The organism is Pseudomonas songnenensis (assembly GCF_003696315.1).
Taxonomy (GTDB): Bacteria; Pseudomonadota; Gammaproteobacteria; order Pseudomonadales; family Pseudomonadaceae; genus Stutzerimonas; species Stutzerimonas songnenensis.
Window position 1 is genome coordinate 63281 of sequence record NZ_RFFN01000007.1, and the last position, 18924, is coordinate 82204.

The 18924-nt window shown below is 65.9% G+C and carries 12 protein-coding genes and 1 pseudogene; 6 read left to right on the forward strand and 7 right to left on the reverse strand.

The annotated features are described in order from the left end of the window. Nucleotides 1–41 precede the first annotated feature (41 nt). A complete protein-coding gene (locus EA798_RS17070) occupies nucleotides 42–464 on the forward strand; it encodes a DUF2141 domain-containing protein (RefSeq protein ID WP_106155314.1) in 423 nt (140 codons plus the stop codon). Between the two features lie 69 nt (nucleotides 465–533). Here EA798_RS17070 and EA798_RS17075 read toward each other — a convergent pair whose 3' ends face one another. Together EA798_RS17075 and EA798_RS17080 are read right to left on the reverse strand one after the other, a co-directional pair. Beyond that, nucleotides 534–782 carry an FmdB family zinc ribbon protein gene (locus EA798_RS17075; protein ID WP_122099719.1) on the reverse strand — a complete coding sequence of 83 codons (249 nt, stop codon included), beginning with the start codon at nucleotides 780–782 and terminating at the stop codon, nucleotides 534–536. A gap of 135 nt (nucleotides 783–917) precedes the next feature. Then, the gene (locus tag EA798_RS17080) at nucleotides 918–1922 is read right to left on the reverse strand and encodes a sterol desaturase family protein (protein WP_122099720.1); all 1005 of its coding nucleotides are present in this window, start codon (nucleotides 1920–1922) and stop codon (nucleotides 918–920) included. 190 nt (nucleotides 1923–2112) lie between these two features. Between EA798_RS17080 and EA798_RS17085 the strand changes: the two are divergent. Next, nucleotides 2113–2568: pseudogene (locus tag EA798_RS17085) on the forward strand (SMP-30/gluconolactonase/LRE family protein); the annotation flags it as partial. Nucleotides 2569–2660: 92 nt separating this feature from the next. Here EA798_RS17085 and EA798_RS20815 read toward each other — a convergent pair. From EA798_RS20815 to EA798_RS17090, 3 genes are all read right to left on the reverse strand, one after another. After that, a complete protein-coding gene (locus tag EA798_RS20815) occupies nucleotides 2661–2783 on the reverse strand; it encodes a hypothetical protein (RefSeq protein ID WP_003281475.1) in 123 nt (40 codons plus the stop codon). A 139-nt stretch (nucleotides 2784–2922) separates the two neighbouring features. Continuing rightward, a complete protein-coding gene (locus tag EA798_RS20670) occupies nucleotides 2923–3072 on the reverse strand; it encodes a hypothetical protein (RefSeq protein ID WP_165362555.1) in 150 nt (49 codons plus the stop codon). A gap of 130 nt (nucleotides 3073–3202) precedes the next feature. Then, complete coding sequence (locus tag EA798_RS17090; RefSeq protein ID WP_122099721.1) at nucleotides 3203–3604, reverse strand: MerR family transcriptional regulator; 402 nt, start codon at nucleotides 3602–3604, stop codon at nucleotides 3203–3205. A gap of 62 nt (nucleotides 3605–3666) precedes the next feature. Between EA798_RS17090 and EA798_RS17095 the strand changes: the two genes are divergently transcribed. Next, nucleotides 3667–4314, forward strand: a complete 648-nt coding sequence (locus tag EA798_RS17095; RefSeq protein WP_106155318.1) for a cation efflux transmembrane domain-containing protein — start codon at nucleotides 3667–3669, stop codon at nucleotides 4312–4314. A gap of 8 nt (nucleotides 4315–4322) precedes the next feature. Here the strand turns inward: EA798_RS17095 and EA798_RS17100 are convergent, their stop codons facing one another. Then, nucleotides 4323–6245, reverse strand: coding sequence for a metallophosphoesterase family protein (locus EA798_RS17100; protein WP_122099722.1), 1923 nt, complete (start codon nucleotides 6243–6245; stop codon nucleotides 4323–4325). Between the two features lie 119 nt (nucleotides 6246–6364). Beyond that, nucleotides 6365–7201 carry a CAP domain-containing protein gene (locus tag EA798_RS17105; protein WP_122099723.1) on the reverse strand — a complete coding sequence of 279 codons (837 nt, stop codon included), beginning with the start codon at nucleotides 7199–7201 and terminating at the stop codon, nucleotides 6365–6367. A 152-nt stretch (nucleotides 7202–7353) separates the two neighbouring features. Here EA798_RS17105 and EA798_RS17110 point away from each other — a divergent pair, with 152 nt between their 5' ends. The 3 genes from EA798_RS17110 (at nucleotide 7354) to EA798_RS17120 (ending at nucleotide 18840) form a co-directional block, all read left to right on the forward strand. After that, complete coding sequence (locus EA798_RS17110) at nucleotides 7354–7755, forward strand: hypothetical protein (RefSeq protein WP_122099724.1); 402 nt, start codon at nucleotides 7354–7356, stop codon at nucleotides 7753–7755. 375 nt (nucleotides 7756–8130) lie between these two features. Further along, the gene (locus tag EA798_RS17115) at nucleotides 8131–16662 is read left to right on the forward strand and encodes a GH36-type glycosyl hydrolase domain-containing protein (RefSeq protein WP_122099725.1); all 8532 of its coding nucleotides are present in this window, start codon (nucleotides 8131–8133) and stop codon (nucleotides 16660–16662) included. Nucleotides 16663–16839: 177 nt separating this feature from the next. Further along, nucleotides 16840–18840 (forward strand): peptidase U32 family protein, encoded by a 2001-nt coding sequence (locus EA798_RS17120; RefSeq protein WP_122099726.1) that lies wholly within the window; start codon nucleotides 16840–16842, stop codon nucleotides 18838–18840. Nucleotides 18841–18924: the final 84 nt, after the last annotated feature.

Here is an 18924-nt window from a genome sequence, read left to right on the forward strand (position 1 = left end):
GAATCCAGCGACTTCCGCATCCTCGACTTCAAGAGCACAGCATGAAAGCACTTCCGATTATGGGCGTTGCCCTCGCCCTCTTGATCCCCACGGCTTATGCCGAAGAACTGCACGTCACCCTCGACGGCATCCAGCACGACAACGGCCAGGTGGCCGTAGCGGTTTATTCCAGCGCGAAGACCTTCCGCAAGGACGACCAGGCGTTCGCCGCGCAGAAGGCCAAGGCCGAGCAGGGAGCCGTGACGCTGGTATTCCAGGACGTGCCTCCGGGGCGCTACGCGGTACTGGCCTATCATGACGAGAATGACAACGGCGAGATGGATCGCCGCTTCGGCATGATCCCAACGGAAGGCTACGGGTTGTCGAACAATCCCAAGGTGATGGGCCCGCCGTCGTTCGAGGACAGCGCCTTCGACATCACTGCCGGCGAGCCCACCAGGATTACGCTGCAGATGCGCTACTAGCGAAGCGGCGTGGAAAAGGCTTCGCCGTTTTACACCCTACCGGCGGCACATCAGGATCCGCGAGCTGACTCAGCGGCAATTGCCGGCACAGCCGCCGCGGGCGCATGCCGGCGCTTCCGGATTCTTCAACACGCGGCTGTTGACCACTCCAGCGGCGGTCATCAGTTTGGTCACCGGCGTGTTGTCCGCAATGGTCGCATCTTCGGCCAGCGCACCGGCGGCGCGTAGTTCGCCCCAGGTCTTCGGCCGCAGTGCCATGGCGTGGCGAACTTCATACACCTGACCGTTGGCTTCGCAGCGGTAGTCGTAGGTCGGCATGGTATTCCTCTCAAGATCGTTCAGTGTCGGCAACCCGCGCAGGACAGCCACAGGCTGTCCGCTGCGTATGGAGCGCGATTGTACGAGCGCTGTTGAAACGCGCCAGCCCCCGACACGCTGGCCGCACGCGCTGGCTCAGTAATCTGCCCGCCGCGGCGTGCTGACCGGTATCAGCTTGCGCGCGGTATCCACGAACGGCATGACGATGAGGCTGTAGAGCGTCAGGTAGCGGTGCGAATCCTGCTCGGCCGTGCCGAAGCGGATGTCTTCCGGTTTGGCGCTGGTGACGTACAGCGTGCCGAACATCCAGTCCCATATGGACAGGTTGGTGGCGAAGTTCTTGTGAAAATGCCGAGGTGCATCGCTGTGGTGAATCTGGTGCTGCGCCGGGCTATTGAGGATGTGCTCGATGCGCAGCCCGAACGAAAGCCAGACGTGACTGTGCCGCAGATTCGATGCCAGGCCATTGAAGATGAACACGAGATAGGTCACCCCGAACAGCGTGTAGCGGCTGACTTCACCGCCGCAGGCGTACCAGAAGAGCCCGGCATAGACGCTCAGCAACACGAGGTCGACAAGCCGGCCGACCACCTTTTCCAGGAAATGCACGCGACTGGCAGTCAGCGGCACCATCACGGGTGCCGAATGATGCACCTTGTGAAACTCCCACAACCAGCGACTGTGGAAGGCCCGGTGCACCCAGTAGCCGGCAAAGTCGCTGATGACGAACACACCGAGACCGTAGAGCAACGACAACGACAGGTTCTGCCCGATCTGCGGGCGCGCGCCCCACAGGTTGGTGAAGAAAGCGAGATAGTCGCCCGAGCGGAGGATGTACGGGTCGACGAGCGCGACGATCGGCACCACCAGCACGACTTTCAGCACACCGCGAACGAAGTAGTAGCGATAGTCCAGGCGCGCCGATGGATGCCAGTGCACTCGCCAGCCGCCGATAAACTGCCAGAACGAGCCGGCCTCCGTCAGCCCGTGCCGTTTTCGATGGCGGAACAAGGCATAGGCCACCGCGTAGGAGACCGAAAGAAACAGCACGCCGAGGCGGCCGTTGACGTCGAAAAAGCTGGTGAGCTGATGCAGGATCGGGCCGATCAGGAACTGCTGGAGAGACTCGAAAACGCCCATGCGTGGCCGCCTCGGAGAAAAAGGTGGCGGATTATAGAAGGAGACAGAATCGTTCGTATATGCAAATGCTTATCAGGGTATAGCTAGATGCCATCAATCTGGCTGCTTGATCGCCGCCGTCATCACCGCGCAAGTCCTTCCCTTATCCCGGCCGCGAATTCAACGACGGGTATGCGGGCAGGATTCTCGCGGCGAGACCCTGGAGGTCACGCGGGTGATCGACGGCATCGCCGGCCCCAACGACCTGTGTTTCTCGCCGGACGAAACGACGCTCTATGTGGTGGAGGGGCGCGCCAAGCCGAACCGGCTGGTCTGGGCCTACAAGGTGAACGCCGACGGCACGCTGGGCGAGCGCAGCAAGCACATCGAAGCCACCGCCCATGGCGCGCTGGATGGCATCAAATGCGATGAGGGCGGCAACCTGTGGTGCGGCTGGGGAAGCTCCGGCTCACCCGAGGCGAGCCCGGAAGGACTGGATGGTGTGCGCGTGTTCAACCCAGCAGGCGAGGCGATCGGCCACATTCACCTGCCGGAGCGCTGCGCTAATCTGTGCTTCGGCGGCACGCAGGGCAATCGCCTGTTCATGGCCAGCAGCCACGGCATCTACGCGCTGTACGTGAATGCCAGAGGCGCCACGTACACCTGACACCACCCACGTCCGCATCTTCGCAGGTGGACAACGCCTCGCATGTCCACCGGCACCGCGGCTGCCGCCTGGCTGGCCGCGGTGAGATGTGCCTACTTGCCCATCACCAGCGCGAAACCCACCACGATGCCGGCCAGGGCGATCAGCCAGCCGATGCGGTGGGCACGATTCTTTTCGGCCTGGCGGACGGGGTCTACGGGCTTTTTCTTTCTCACGATTCACCTGCTTCTGGACACTGCTGCCGGTTGGCGCCTACGCCTCGCGGCGCAGCGCGCCTTTTTAGGCCGGGCGGCTCGAATTGTCCAGCAGATGCAGCGTTTGCACGACGTCGGGTAGAGCCCCTGGCGCAGGGGCCTAACCGAGCGGGCTCTGGTCGGCTTCCGGTTGGTCGTTCGAATCGGTGCCTGAATCGGCATCGTTTTCGCCCGAGTCCGGCACGTCGCCGTACTCGTCGTAATCCGGCGGGGTCAGACCATCCTTGAGTGGGTCGTCTGGATCGATCATGGCAGTGTTCCTCTGGCAACAATGGGCTTTGGTGACATTGCCTTGGAACCCGAGGGCAGACCGGGCGTTTCGTCAGCGCCGTACATCTCGATGTGCGGTGCCTGCGCCCCGAGTCGGCAGCACAGCGGCACTAGGGCTGCCGCGTGCCCGTCAGGGTCTCGATGATGCGGCACTCGCGAACCGAGGATTCGCTGCAACCCGCCAGGCGCTGCAGTTCCGCTTCGAGCCGCTGCAGATCGGCGATGCGCTGCCGCACTTCGACCAGATGCGTCTGCACCAGGCGATCGACATCGGTGCAGGCATGCTCCGGCTGATCCGCCAGTTCGACCAGGGTACGAATCTCGTCGAGGGTGAACCCGAGTTCCCGCCCACGCTTGATGAAGCGCAGCCGCGCGCCGTCCTGCTCGCTGAAGGTGCGATAGCCGGACTCGGTGCGCGACGGTGCCGCCAGCAGCCCGATGCGTTCGTAATAGCGGATGGTCTCCACGTTCACTGCCGTGGCCTTGCTGAGTTTGCCGATGGTAAGTGGCATCGCTTGACCCTGTAGTGGCTACAGGGTTTAGCGTAGCGCCATCGACAACGGGAGGCGATGTCATGGCGGGAAACTGTTGCAGCGGCGTTTGCACCACCACGGCGGCACGCGGACGCTATCGGCGCATTCTCTGGCTTGCGCTACTGATCAATCTGGTGATGTTCGGCGTCGAGATCGGCGCGGGTGTGCGCTCCGGATCGGTCTCGCTGCTGGCCGACTCGCTGGATTTTTTCGGCGATGCGGCCAACTACGGCGTCAGCCTGTTCGTGCTGGGCCTCGGGGTGGCGATGCGAGCGCGGGCATCGTTGGCCAAGGCGCTGACCATGGGTCTGTTCGGTGTATTCATCCTGGTGGTCGCCATCGGCAATTTCATCGATGGCAGCGTGCCGCATGCGTCGACCATGGGTGTCGTCGGCACCATCGCGCTGCTGGCCAACGTCGCCGTGGCGCTCATGCTCTATGCCTACCGCGAAGGCGACAGCAACATGCGCAGCGTGTGGCTGTGCAGCCGTAACGATGCGCTGGGCAATCTTGCCGTCATGCTCGCAGCGCTCGGGGTATTCGGCACCGGTGCCGGCTGGCCCGACCTGATCGTGGCGACGATCATGGCGTTGCTCTCGATCAGCGCGGCGGTGCAGATCACCCGCCAAGCCCTGGAAGAGCTGCGATCCGAACGGATGCTGGTCAGCGATGCGGAGCGACGCGCGTGACCGCAAGGTTACGCGGGAGCAGGCCTCTCGCCACAGGGCTTGGATCGCTCACCGAGAAAAGCCACCGGTGCCGTGCCGTCGGCATTCAGCTGGTAGATCTCGCGCGGCCTGCCCTGCTCGTCCAGCACCAGCAGGCCGATGCCCGAGCCGTTCCATAGCCGTTCGCCGGCGTTGCTGCGGTCCGGCACGCGCGGCACGACTTCCAGCCTGCGGCGCTTGGTCAGCCAGTTCAGTGGCGACCAGGGCGCGTAGAGCCAGCGGTTGAGGCGGTCGAACCAGTCCAGCAGGCGCCGCGGGAACTCGTTCTTCACACCGCTGCTGGTGATCTGCCATAGCTGAGGCGCCGTATTGCGACCGCGAATGTGCACTTCGTAGACGAAGGAGTAATGCACATCGCCGGACAGCACCACGTAGTTACCCGGCGTTCGTGTGTGGCGGAAGATATTCATCATCACGTGGGCCGCACCGCGATGGGCCATCCAGTTCTCCGCATCCACCAGCAGCGGCTGGCCAGCCCAACTGAACACCCGTTGTACCGCCTCGATCAGCTTGACGCCGAACATCGGTGCCGGCGAGACGATCAGCACCGATGGCTTGTCGAGAATGTTCTGCTGGAATTCGCTCAGCGCCTCCCAGTCCATCAGGCCGGACGGGCGACTGAGGTTGCGCTCGCTGCGCCAGCGCCGGGTGCGCGTGTCGAGCACCACCAGCGGCGGATCGGTGGGCAGCTCGTAGCCCCAGCCGTCGAGCCTGAACAGCGCATCGATCAGCTGATCCTGCGCCGCGCAATCCAGCCAGCCGTCGTCTGCCGTCGCCAGCAGTTCACCGAGCGGCCCCAGCAACTCGGCGAAACGCGTCGGATCGTTGCCCCAGGCCTGGCACAGCAGGTAGGCGAGCAAAGCGTTGCCGATGATGCGCCGCGACAGCGGATGGCCGTAGGCGGTCTCTTCCCAACGCGCGGAGAGATTCCAGTCATCGGTGATGTCGTGGTCATCGAAGATCATCAGCGACGGCACATGAGCCAGCGCCCGGGCCGCACGCGGCAGGCCTTCGCGGAAGGCGTCGAGGCAGGCGTTTTCGGCGCGATAGCGTCTGGCCTGGTCCGGTTCGAGCGGCGGCACCTGCGGGGCGATCAGCGACCAGGGCGTCGGCGACCAGACGAGCAGGTACATCGCCATGACCTCGCCCAGGCTGATCAGATGGTTCTGCCCGTTGGCGGTGGTGAACACCGGCTTTTCCACGCCGCCGAAGAAGCGCTCGCGCAGCGCCTCGTTTGACTTGAATGCGGGCAACAGCTGCTCGCGACGGTAATAGCTCGCCGGATGGGTCATCAGCTCATCGCTGTCGCTTACCACCGCGCCTTCGAGCTGTTCACCATAGAGCCCCAGCCGGCGCACCAACGCATGGATCGCCACCAGCATCGGCCCCGCGACATCATCGGCATAGACCTGGTCGCCCGTCATCAGCAACACGGCCGGGCGCTCGGCCGGCTTGTTCAGCGCGTCACCCAGCAATTCATCGACGCACAGCAGGCCATCTGCCGCGGCGTGGTGCGGCTTGCGGCAGGAACCATGCAGCACACGATCAAGCCGCGACTTGATGACGAAGCTCGGTCGCGTCGCGCCGTCGTAGAGCAGATGCGGTGCCCAGTCGGCGATGCCCTGCTCCACTGCACCATCGTGGATGCGCAGGTCGTACTCGATCAGGCAGTCGGTGGGCAGCGGTGCGTCCGGCACGAACTCGATCAGGTGCAGTACCGCGTGCCTGCCGATCGGCAGGCGCTGGCAGCTCAGCTCGTCGAGCGAAACGCGTTGTTGCAGTCCAAACGCCGGGCTTTCGAGAATCAGCGACAGCTCGAGCGGCCGCGAGCCAACCAGCCAGAGCGTCACAAGGCCAGGTTCGGTACGCCGCAATAGCGGGCCCGCCAGCACGGCGGGCAGTTGCTCAGGGGTAGGGATATCGGTCAAGGGCAACCCTGAAGATGGGAACAGGTTTGTCTGACAGCGCGCTGGCAGGATCGCTCACCAAGCGAGCCAGCCACGCGGGCGAATCAGGGCGCGCCGAACATCGCCGTCCAGTAGATGGCCGCGTCGCTCTGCGGATCGACCGCATAGGCGGCGCCAAGCTCGCTGAACTGAGGGTTCATCAGGTTCGCGCAATGGCCGGGGCTGGCCAGCCAGCCGTCCAGCACCTTGCGCGCGGTCGGCAATGCCGCAGCGATATTTTCGCCAACCTGCCTGCCGGCGTAACCGGCCAGCTCGGCGCGGTCGCCCGGCGTGCGGCCGTCTTCGCTCAGATGGCTGAAGAAGTTGCCATTGGCCATGGCCCGGCTGTGGGCTTCGGCGGTGCCGCCCAGCGTCTCGTTCCAGGCGAGCGGCCCGGCAGCGGCAAACTCCTGCGTACCGCAACGCCGGGCGGAGGCACGGGCGGCGTTGATCTGTTCCAGCAGCTTCTGCCCTTCGGCCTTCCAGTCCCCCAGGCGGCCATCGAGCAATGGCCGCGCCACCACAATGCGCCAATCGCGACCTTCGCGGCTGACGCCAACATCAGTGAACTGGGGATCGAGGATCACCCGGCAGAAGCTTTCGCGCAGCGCCTGCATCGCAGCCTGGGCATCCCGCGGGCCGGACAAGGTGATCGCCTGCACCGTGACCATCGGATAGCCGACGCGGGACAAGGCATCCTGCAGGTCACCGACGGCGCCGACCGGCAGGTTCAGCCGTGAATCGGCCGTCAGCGGCGGGAGTTCTTCGCTCGCCTTGTTGCCGCAGCGCTGCACGTCGCCACGGTAGGCGTTGATCGCTTCGACCAAACGGGCCTCCTCGGCGGCTGCGACACCGGCAACGAACCACGTTGCGATCAGCAGGATGGATGACAGAACACGCATGACAGTTCTCCAGCAATATCCCTGACGGAACGAAGCGCACCCGGCGCAAACAGAAGCGCCATGGTGCGCGAGGCCGCCGCGCTTGTCATCAGCAGGCCAGCATCTGGCCACCGGCTGTGCGCGTCGCGCAGGCTTGGCTATGATCGAAGACCATGAACAGCCCGCCACCGCTCCGCCAATCCTGCCCGCCCGGCACCTGTACCTGCCGGCGTGACGAGCTGCTGGAAACGTCCGGCGCCGACGTGCGCATTCTCCTGCTGACCCGGCATGAGGAACGCCGCCTGCTCGAACGCCTGGAAAACGTGCAGAGCCTGGACGATCTCGAGCGCGTGCAGCAACGCATGCGCGATCAGCTCGGCATCCGCATGACCGTCGCCCCTGGGCACAACGAGGTGCGCAGCATGCGCGGCATCGCCGTCGAATTCGCCGAACAGCCCGGCCTCTGCCGCAAGACCCGCCCGGCCATCGCCGCTGCCGTGCGCCGCGGGCTGGAAAAGCACCCGGAAATCGCCTGGCGCCTGCTCGACGCGCACGATCTGCTGGGCGGCCTCTGACCAGGGCGACGCAAGCCTCGCTCCACCTGTGCAGCGCCAGAGTCGGGCATCTGGCGCGAGCCGATCAGGTCTGAGGGCCGGACCACGAAGCCCCGACAATAAAAGTGCCTATGCTGTATCGTGGAGCAATTGCTGCGACAGCATTCTTCCTGCAAACGGAGTGGCCCAATGGCCCTCCGCTTTCATGGCTCGCCGATTCTTGAAGCCTCTACCAGACCGCCCGCGGTCTGGTGCATGCACGAGGCCGTACGGCGATTTGGCAGAAACCGGCAATCGGTTTCCCGTTGTTCCGAAAGCTTGCCGCCGTGGTTCCTCCCGACAGGAGCCGGCGCACTAACGCCTGTTCCCCTATTTCCGCTAGTCGGACAGGCGCTCATGACCTCAGTTTTCCGTCACATCCTCGGCCGTCAGCAGCGCTCGCCCGTATGGAGCGACCTCGCACCCGTGCGTGAAGAGCTGTTCGGTACCGAACGGCTGGAGCACCACGCGCGCAGCCTTGCCGCGGCTCAACCGGTCACCACGCGGCCGCCGGTCGTATCGTCGCTGCATGCCCGCCTGAACGAGAACGCGGCGGTGCTGCTTGCCGCCTACCGTTCCAGCGCCAGTGAGCTGGAGGCCGGCCGTAGCGTAGTGCCGGCTGCCGAATGGTTGCTGGATAACTACCACCTGGTCGAAGCACAGATTCGCGAGATTCGCGACGATCTGCCGCCAGGCTTCTACCGCCAGCTGCCGAAACTGGCCGAAGGCCCTTTCGCCGGCTATCCGCGGGTGTTCGGCCTGGCCTGGGCCTTCGTGGCCCATAGCGACAGCCATTTCGATCCCGAAACGCTGCGGCGCTTCATCGTCGCTTATCAGCAGGTTCAGCCACTGACCATTGGCGAGCTGTGGGCCGTGGCGATCACCCTGCGCATTGTGCTGATCGAGAATCTGCGCCGGCTGAGCGACCAGATCACCGAAGGCCGCGCCACCCGCGCCGACGCCGATGCGCTGGCCAGCCGCCTGCTCTCCGCTGCCTCTGCGAAGCGAACGCTGGAGGATGAGATCGCCACGCGTGGCAGCGAAAGCATGTCGGTCGTCTTCGCTGCGGAACTGGCCAAGCGTCTGCGCGATCAGGACCCCCGCACCACCCCGGCATTGGGCTGGCTGGAGGACGAGCTGGGGCGCCAGGGCAGCACCATCGACGAGGTGGTGCAGCACTCGCAACAACGCCAGGGCGCCTCGAACGTCAGCGTGCGCAATGTCATCACCAGCATGCGCCTGATATCGGATATCGACTGGACCGAGCTGTTCGAAAGCATCAGCCTGGTGGACGCACGACTGCGTGGCGGCAGCGCCTTCGCCAGCATGGATTTCCCCACCCGCAACCTCTATCGCAGCGCCATCGAACAGCTGGCACGCGGCTCGAGCGCGACCGAGCTGGAGGTGGCCGAAGCCGCACTCAGCGCAGCTCACGCCGCGCCAACCGCGGACCTTGCCCAGGACGAGCGCGTCGGCGACCCGGGCTACCACCTGATTGGCGAAGGCCGCCTCGCACTGGAGCGCGCCATCGGGTTCAGTGCGCCGCTCGGCCTGCGCCTGAGCCGCTTCAACGTGCAGCTCGGCATCGTCGGCTATGTCGGCTCCATCCTGCTGGTGACCGCACTGCTGCTATCTGTCGGGCTGCAGGCGCTGGCTGGGGTCGGCGTAACCGCCGGCTGGCTTGCGCTGCTGGCGGTGGTCGCGTTCCTGCCGGTCACCGACGTCGCCACCACGCTGGTCAATCGCCTGGTCACCTGGCGTTTCGGCGCCATGGCGCTGCCCGCGCTGGACCTGACCGCCGGCGTGCCGCAGTCGCTGCGCACCCTGGTCGCGGTGCCGACGCTGCTGACCAGCGAAGCGGACCTGCTGGAGCAGATCGAACGCATCGAGGTGCATCACCTGGCCGGCGCCGGAGGCGATCTCGCCTTCGCGCTGCTGACCGATGGGCTGGATGCCGACCAGGAAACCCTGCCCGGCGATGCCCCTCTGCTCGCCGTCGCCGTTGCCGCCATTGCCGATCTGAACCGGCGCTATGGCCCGGCACCCGGCGGCAGTCGCTTTCTGATCCTGCATCGACGTCGCCAGTACAACCCCAGCGAAGGCTGCTGGATGGGTTGGGAGCGCAAGCGCGGCAAGCTGCACGAACTCAACCGGCTGCTGCGTGGCGCCAGCGATACCAGCTTCATGCCGCTGGCCGGCTGCGCGCAGCAGGTGCCTGCCGATGTGCGCTACGTCATCACGCTGGACGCCGATACCCGCCTGCCGCGCGATGCCGCGATGCGCCTGATCGGCAAGATGGCGCACCCGCTCAACCGTCCGCGTTTCAGCGAGGCCGAGCAGCGCGTGATCAACGGCTACGCGATCCTCCAGCCGCGGGTCACCCCGTCGCTGCCGGTGGGCCGCGAAGGCTCGCTCTACCAGCGGGTGTTCTCCAGTCCTGGCGGCATGGACCCTTACGCCGCGGCGGTGTCCGACGTCTATCAGGACCTCTTTGGCGAAGGCTCCTACACCGGCAAGGGCATCTATGACATCGATGCGTTCGAGGCGGCACTCGCCGGCCGCGTGCCGGAAAACAGCATGCTTAGCCACGACCTGTTCGAGGGCGTCTTCGCCCGTGCGGGCCTGGCGACCGACGTCGAGGTGGTCGAGGAATTTCCCTCGCGCTATGACGTATCCGGCAAGCGCCAGCACCGCTGGACCCGCGGCGACTGGCAGCTGCTGCCGTGGATCTTCGGCCCCCGCCATGGCAAACAGGCACTGCCGGAAGTCGGCCGTTTCAAGATGCTCGACAACCTCAGGCGCTCGCTGGTCGCCCCGATCACGCTGCTGGCGCTGACGCTGTGCTGGCTGCTGCCACTGCCCGCCGCGCTGACCGGCAGCGCGCTGATCCTCGTGACCATGGCGATTCCGGCGTTCCTGCCGATCTGTTTCGCGCTGCTGCCCGCGCGTAGCGGCATCTGCGCGCAGAGCCATCTGCGCCGGCTGCTCGGCGACCTGCGCCTGGCCGCCTCGCAAACCGGGCTGAATCTCGCCTTTCTGCCGGACCAGGCCTGGCGCATGGGCGATGCCATCGTGCGCACGCTGTCGCGGCTGTCGTCCCGGCATCACCTGCTGGAATGGACCACCGCCGCTCAGTCGGCCATCAGCCCGCGTTTGAAGCTCAGCGGTTTCTATCGCGGCATGGCCGGCGGCATCGCGCTGGGTGTCGGCACCGCCGTCTTCGCCTTGCTGATCGCGCCGGGCTCCTGGCCCGTCGTGCTGCCCTTCGCGCTGCTCTGGCTCTGTGCCCCCGCAATTGCCTTGTGGGCCAGCCGCTCACCGCGCACCGCTGCTGGCCAGCAACTCGCCGAGCCGGATGCCGAGGAGCTGCGCCTGATCGCCCGGCGCACCTGGCGTTTCTTCGAAACCTTCGTCACGCCGGCCGACAACATGCTGCCGCCGGACAATTTCCAGGAAGACCCCAAGCCGGTTGTCGCTCGCCGCACCTCGCCCACCAACATGGGCCTCTACCTGCTGTCGGCCGTTGCCGCGCGTGATTTCGGTTGGGCCGGCACGCTGCAGACCCTCGAACGTCTGGAAGCGACCCTGGAAAGCATGAGCCGCCTGCAGCGCCATCGCGGGCATTTCTTCAACTGGTACGCCACCGAAGACATGCGAGCGCTGGAGCCGGCCTACGTATCGGCCGTCGACAGCGGCAACCTTGCCGGTCATCTGATCGCCATCGCCAACGCCTGCGAAGAATGGCTCGACGCACCCGCTGCGCCAAATGCCCGCGCAGGCCTGCACGACGTCCTGCTATTGATCCGTCAGGCAATGGCCGCACTGCCGAGCACAAGCGGCGAGCGTGGGCGTCCGCTCTCCGAGCTGCTCGATCAGATCGCCGCGCAGCTGGGTGAAGAGCAAGCGCTCGACACCCTTTGCGCGACCCTCCACCAGCTGGCCGAAAAGGCCTCGCGCCTGAGCCTGGAAATCGCCCCGCCGAGTGCGGATGACCAGTCGGCCGACCTGCACTTCTGGGTCGACGCCCTGGGCCGGACCCTGGCCGAGCACACCCGTGACCGTCAGTTGCAAGGCGGTACGCTGAACCAGACGCAGGCACAGCTGCGCGAGCTTTCCCGCACGACGAGGCAGATGGCGCTGGAGATGGACTTCGCCTTCCTGCTCGACCCCGAGCGCAAGCTGCTCTCGATCGGCTACGGGCTGGCGGAAAACAGCCTCGACCCGAGCTGCTACGACCTGCTGGCCTCCGAAGCGAGGCTGGCCAGCCTGTTCGCCATCGCCAAGGGCGACGTGACCACCCGCCACTGGTTCCGTCTGGGCCGCACCGCGACCCCGCTGGGCAACGGCTCGGCGCTGATTTCATGGTCGGGCTCGATGTTCGAGTACCTGATGCCCTCGCTGGTCATGCGTGCACCGGCCGGCAGCCTGCTGGAGCAGACCAACAACCTGGTGGTGCAACGACAGCAGGGCTACGGCAACGACCGCAACGTCCCATGGGGGGTGTCCGAGTCGGCCTATCATGCCCGTGACATGGAATTCACCTACCAGTATTCCAACTTCGGCGTGCCGGGCCTGGGCCTCAAGCGTGGTCTGGCGGAAAACCTGGTCATCGCGCCCTATGCCACCGGCCTGGCGACCATGGTCGATGCGCCCGGCGCGCTGGCGAACTATCGCCGCCTGGCGCAGATGGGTGCAGTTGGCAGCTACGGCTTCTACGAAGCGCTGGACTTCACCCCGTCGCGGCTGCCGGACGGCCAGTCCTTCGCCATCGTGCGCAATTACATGGCCCACCACCAGGGCATGAGCATCGTCGCCATCGCCAACACCCTGCAGGACGGGCAGATGCGCGCCCGCTTCCATCGCGAACCGATGATCCAGGCCTGCGAACTGCTGCTGCAGGAGCGCATGCCACGTGATGTGGCCATTGCCCATCCGCGTGCCGAAGAGGTGAAGATCCGCGCGGTCGAGGCCAGTGGTGATCCACAGGCGCTGCGCCGCCTCAACACCTGCGCGGCCGGTGCCGCACCGGTTACCCATCTGCTCAGCAATGGCCGCTATGCGGTGATGCTCACCGCCGCCGGGGCCGGCTACAGCCGCTGGCGCGACATTGCCGTGACCCGCTGGCGCGAGGATGCCAGCCGTGATGATTACGGCTCGTTCATCTTCCTGCGCGACACCGCCGACGGCCGAGTCTGGCCCGCCGGCGGTCAGCCCGGCGACAGCGATGCCGTGAGCCAGGAGGTGATCTTTGCCGAGGATCGCGCCGAGTTCATTCGCCACGATCTCGACCTGACCACCACCCTCGACGTGCTGGTGTCCGGCGAAGACGACGGCGAAGTGCGTCGCGTATCACTGGTCAACTGCGGCGCCAACCCCCGCGAAATCGAACTGACGTCCTACAGCGAAGTGGTGCTGACCACCCCGTCCACGGACAACGCCCACCCGGCCTTCGCCAAGCTGTTCGTGGTCACCGAATACCTGCCCGACTTCGGCGCACTGCTCGCCACCCGGCGCCTGCGCAGCGAGGGCGAACGGCCGATGTGGGCGGCGCATTTCGCAGTGGTGGAAGGCGAGGTCGTGGCCGATCCGCAGTATGAAACCGACCGCGCCCGCTTCATCGCCCAGCGGCCGAACGTCGCCACCGCGGCGGTGATCACCGAAGGGCTGGCGCTCTCGAATACGGTGGGCACGGTGCTCGACCCGATCTTCGCGCTCAAGTATCGCGTCAGGGTCGCCCCGGGCAAGGTCGCCCGCGTGGCGTTCTGGACCTTCGTCGCCGGGTCGCGGGACGAGCTGCTCAATCTGATCGAGAAACACCACGACCGCAGCGCCTACGACCGCGCCAAGACCCTGGCCTGGACCCAGGCGCAGGTGCAACTGCGTCACCTGGACGTCAAGCCGGCGGAAGCGGCGGACTTCCAGCGCCTGGCCGCTCCCATCCTCTATGCCGATCCGCAGTTCCGCGCGCCCTCGGCGGCGATCATCGAAGGCGCCGGAGCGCAGTCCGGGCTCTGGCCCCATTCGATCTCCGGCGACCTGCCCATTGTGCTGCTGCGCATCGACGACGTGCAGGACATTGCCCAGGTTCGCCAGCTGCTGCGTGCCCACGAATACTGGCGCATGAAGCGTCTGGCGGTGGACCTGGTGATTCTCAACGAACACGCCAGCTCCTACCTGCAGGACCTGCAGATCGCCATCGAAACCGCCGTGCGTAGCAGCCAGTCGCGCCCGCGCTTCGGCGCCGAGCTCGCCCAGGGTTCGGTGTACATGCTGCGCGCCGATCTGCTGAGCACCGAGGCGCGCGCACTGCTGCGCAGCGTGGCCCGGGTTTCGCTGATCGCTCGCCGCGGTCCGATCGCCAATCAACTGGCCAATCAGTTGCTCGCCTCGCAGGTGCCGCTCATGGCACCACGCCTTTCCGCCAGACCCTCGACAGCCATCGCACAGCCGTCCGCTATCGACATTTCGCCCCACCTCGAGTGCTTCAACGGCCTGGGTGGTTTCGACAAGGATGGCCGCGAGTACGTGACGCTGCTGGACGCAGGCGCGAACACGCCCGCGCCCTGGATCAACGTGATCGCCAATCCGCAGTTCGGCTTCCAGGTTTCGGCACAGGGCAGCGGCTACACCTGGGCGGAAAACAGCCGGGAGAACCAGCTCACGCCCTGGTCCAACGACCCGGTTACCGATCCCTGCGGCGAAGCCTTCTATGTGCGCGATGAAGACAGCGGCGCACTGTTCAGCCCCACCGCCCAACCGATCCGGGATGCGGGGCTCTACGTGGCGCGGCACGGCCACGGCTACAGCCGCCTCGAACACCAGGCCGACGGCATCGCCATGGACCTGCTGGAATACGTGCCGCTGGCCGACCCCATCAAGATTTCCCGCCTGACCCTGCGCAACCTGTCGGCAGTGCCGCGCCGGTTGTCGGTGACCCGCTACAGCGAATGGGTGCTCGGCACCGCGCGGGGCGCCAATGCGCCTTTCATCATCACCGAGCGCGACGAACACTGCGGCATGCTGCTGGCACGCAACCCCTGGAGCAGCGCCTTCCCTGGGCGCGTGGCCTTTGCCGACCTTGGCGGCCGACAGACCGCCTGGACGGCCGATCGCCGCGAGCTTCTCGGTCGCAACAGCGGGCCTACTACCCCAGCGGCGCTTCTCGCGGGTGCGCCGCTATCCGGCATCACCGGGGCCGGCATGGACCCGTGCGCCGCGTTGCAGACCGGCATCGAACTGGCAGCCGGCGAGAGCATCGAAATCGTCGCCTTCATCGGCCAATGCCCGTCGGCAGACGCCGCGCGGGCACTGGTCGAACGTTATCGCCAGGCGGACCTGGACGCCGTGCTGCTGGAAGTCACCGAGCACTGGCGCAGCGTGCTGGGCGCCGTGCAGGTGAAAACCCCGGACCGGGCGATGGACATCATGCTCAACGGCTGGCTGCTGTATCAGACCCTGGCCTGCCGCATCTGGGCGCGCTCGGCTTTCTACCAGGCCAGCGGCGCCTATGGCTTCCGCGATCAGCTGCAGGACGGCATGGCGCTGACCTTCTCCCAGCCCGAGGCCACCCGCAGCCATATCCTGCGCGCCGCCAGTCGCCAGTTTCCCGAAGGCGACGTGCAGCACTGGTGGCTGCCGCACTCCGGTCAGGGTGTACGCACGCGCATCTCCGATGACCGTGTCTGGCTGGCGTTCGCCACCGCGACCTACATTCAGGTTGCCGGCGATGCGGCGATCCTCGATGAGCCGGTGACCTTCCTCGAAGGCCCTCTGCTCAAGCCCGGCGAACACGACGCCTTCTTCCAGCCGATGATGGCCGGCGACGCCGCGCCGCTGTTCGAGCACTGCGCGCGCGGCCTGGATCAGTGTCTGGAACTGACCGGCGAACTCGGCCTGCCGCTGATTGGCGGCGGTGACTGGAACGACGGCATGAACCGCGTCGGCGAACACGGCAAGGGCGAAAGCGTCTGGCTTGGCTGGCTGCTGCTGCGCACCATCGAACTCTTCGCGCCGCTGGCGGACCAGCGCGGCACGCTGGCTGACGCCCAACGCGCAGAGCGCTGGCGCAAGCATGCTCAGGCACTGGCTGATTCGCTTGAAGAAAACGCCTGGGACGGCGAGTGGTATCGCCGCGCGACCTTCGACGACGGCACCTGGCTCGGCTCCAAGGACAGCGACGAGTGCCGCATCGACTCCATCGCCCAGTCCTGGGCAGTGTTGTCCGGTGCAGCGGACCCCGGGCGCGCAAAACAGGCCATGGCTTCGGTGCAGCAGCACCTGATTCGCGAGCAGGACGGTCTGGCCCTGCTGTTCACCCCGCCGTTCGACAAGACGCCAAAGGAGCCCGGCTACATCAAGGGTTATCCACCTGGCCTGCGGGAGAACGGCGGGCAATACAGCCACGCCGCGATGTGGGCCATGCTCGCCTTTGCCAGGCTGGGCGATGGCGATGCGGCGTGTGGGATGTTCAAGCTGCTGAACCCCATCAACCATGCCCTGACACCGAAAGAAAGCCGACGCTACAAGGTCGAGCCCTACGTAGTGGCGGCGGACGTCTACGGCGTCGCACCACACAACGGCCGCGGCGGCTGGACCTGGTACACCGGCGCTGCCGGCTGGATGTATCGCGCCGGCGTCGAGGGCATCCTCGGCATCCGCCGCGAAGGCGAATGGCTGATCGTCGACCCGTGCATCAGCAGTCAATGGCCGTCGTTCGAAGCCACGATCACGCTGGGCGAAACGCGCTACGCCATCCGCGTGGAAAACCCAGGCCAGGCCAACCGCGGTATCCAGTACGCACAACTGGATGGGCGCGCACTCGATTGTTCAAACGGGTACGTGCAGCTTGCGCTGGATGGGGGGGACCATCAGGTGATGTTGAGGTTGTAAACGAAACCGCAGCCGTTCCCTCGCACACGCGTGGGAACGGAACCACCGACGCACTCGTGAGCCGGCGGTCATAGCCCCGGTCGCGGGTCATCGCAGCCGACTCGCCCGGCGGCCAGTCCCAAACCGGCCGCAAGCCATTACAATGCGCGACTTTCGATTCAAGTCCGGTCCGCGCCAATGTCCCTGCCCAAGCACCATCTCGAACTGCTCGCCCCTGCCCGTGACGCCAGCATCGCCCGCGAGGCCATCCTGCATGGCGCCGATGCGGTGTATATCGGCGGCCCGAGCTTCGGTGCGCGACACAACGCCGAGAACAGCGTGGCGGACATTGCCGAGCTGGTGAAATTCGCCCATCTGTTTCATGCGCGTGTGTTTGTCACCATCAACACCATCCTGCATGACGACGAGCTGGAAGCCGCGCGCACGCTGATCCACCAGCTGTACGAGATCGGCGTTGACGCGCTGATCGTGCAGGACATGGGCATCATGGAGCTGGATATTCCGCCCATCGAGATCCACGCCAGCACCCAGACCGACATCCGCACGCTGGAACGGGCCAAGTTCCTCGACAAGGCCGGTTTCTCGCAGCTGGTCCTCGCCCGCGAGCTGAACCTGCAGGAAATCCGTGCGATCTACGACGAAGTGGATTCGACCCTGGAGTTCTTCATCCACGGCGCGCTGTGCGTGGCGTTTTCCGGGCAGTGCAACATCAGCCACGCGCAGACCGGGCGCAGCGCCAACCGCGGCGACTGTTCCCAGGCCTGCCGCCTGCCCTACACGCTGAAGGACGATCAGGGCCGCGTGGTGGCCTTCGAGAAGCACCTGCTGTCGATGAAGGACAACAACCAGAGCGCCAACCTGAGCGCCCTGGTCGACGCCGGCGTGCGTTCGTTCAAGATCGAGGGGCGCTACAAGGACGTGAGCTACGTGAAGAACATCACCGCTTACTACCGCCAACGCCTCGACGGCATCCTCGCCGAACGCCCTGACCTCGCCCGCGCCTCCAGCGGCCGCACCGATCATTTCTTCATCCCGGACCCGGACAAGACCTTCCACCGCGGCAGCACCGACTACTTCGTCACCGACCGCAAGATCGACATCGGCGCCTTCGATTCGCCGACCTTCACCGGCCTTGCGGTCGGTGAAGTGCTCAAGGTCGGCAAGCATGACCTGACCGTGCAGACCCGCGAGCCGCTCTCAAACGGCGACGGCCTCAACGTGTTGATCAAACGCGAGGTGGTGGGCTTCCGCGCCAGCGTGGTCGAGCCGCTGAAGCAGTTCGAGGAAGACGGTCAGTCGCGCTATGAGTACCGCGTCGAACCCAACGAAATGCCCGCCGCGATGCGCCAGGTGCGCCCGAACCATCCGCTCAATCGCAACCTGGACCACAACTGGCAGAACGCGCTGCAGAAGACCTCCGCCGAGCGCCGCATCGGTGTACGTTGGCTGGCAAAATTGCGCGCCGATGAGCTGGAGCTGCACGTCACCAGCGAGGAAGGCGCCTATGCCACGGCCACCCTGCCCGGCCCGTTCGGCGAAGCGAAGAAGCCCGAGCAGGTGCCCGGCCAGATCGCCGACCTGCTGAGCCAGCTCGGCACCACCATCTACCACGCCGAAGAAGTCGAAGTGGATGCACCGCAGGCCTTCTTCATCCCCAACTCGCAACTCAAGGCGCTGCGCCGCGAAGCCATCGAGGCGCTGGGCGAAGCGCGCGAAGCGATCCGTCCGCGCGGCGGGCGCAAGCCGGTCAGCGTGCCGCCGCCGGTCTACCCGGAGTCGCACCTGTCGTTTCTCTACAACGTCTACAACGAGAAGGCGCGCGCCTTCTATCACCGCTATGGCGTGCAGCTGATCGACGCGGCCTACGAGGCCCATGAGGAAACCGGCGAAGTGCCGGTGATGATCACCAAGCACTGCCTGCGTTTCTCCTTCAACCTCTGCCCGAAGCAGGCCAAGGGCGTCACCGGCGTGCGCACGAAGGTGGCGCCGATGCAGCTGGTGCACGGCGACGAGGTGCTGACGCTGAAGTTCGACTGCAAGCCCTGCGAGATGCACGTGATCGGCAAGATGAAGGGCCATATCCTCGACCTGCCGCTGCCGGGCAGTGCCAGCAGCGTGGTCGGGCAGATCAGCCCGGACGATCTGATGAAGACCATTCGCCGCTCACCGCAAGCCTGATTGGCCGCGGTCACGCCAGTCGGCTACGCCCACAGCCGACTGGCTCACGTCCGCACACAAATCCGCCGGAACCATCACCCGCTA

Bases quoted from the DNA above. Each gene is read 5' to 3' on its own strand.
- EA798_RS20670 (WP_165362555.1), bottom strand. From the start codon at position 3,072: ATGATCGATCCAGACGACCCACTCAAGGATGGTCTGACCCCGCCGGAT.
- EA798_RS17080 (WP_122099720.1), bottom strand. From the start codon at position 1,922: ATGGGCGTTTTCGAGTCTCTCCAGCAGTTCCTGATCGGCCCGATCCTG.
- EA798_RS17115 (WP_122099725.1), top strand. From the start codon at position 8,131: ATGACCTCAGTTTTCCGTCACATCCTCGGCCGTCAGCAGCGCTCGCCC.
- EA798_RS17120 (WP_122099726.1), top strand. From the start codon at position 16,840: ATGTCCCTGCCCAAGCACCATCTCGAACTGCTCGCCCCTGCCCGTGAC.
- EA798_RS17075 (WP_122099719.1), bottom strand. From the start codon at position 782: ATGCCGACCTACGACTACCGCTGCGAAGCCAACGGTCAGGTGTATGAA.
- EA798_RS17090 (WP_122099721.1), bottom strand. From the start codon at position 3,604: ATGCCACTTACCATCGGCAAACTCAGCAAGGCCACGGCAGTGAACGTG.
- EA798_RS17070 (WP_106155314.1), top strand. From the start codon at position 42: ATGAAAGCACTTCCGATTATGGGCGTTGCCCTCGCCCTCTTGATCCCC.
- EA798_RS17105 (WP_122099723.1), bottom strand. From the start codon at position 7,201: ATGCGTGTTCTGTCATCCATCCTGCTGATCGCAACGTGGTTCGTTGCC.
- EA798_RS17095 (WP_106155318.1), top strand. From the start codon at position 3,667: ATGGCGGGAAACTGTTGCAGCGGCGTTTGCACCACCACGGCGGCACGC.
- EA798_RS17110 (WP_122099724.1), top strand. From the start codon at position 7,354: ATGAACAGCCCGCCACCGCTCCGCCAATCCTGCCCGCCCGGCACCTGT.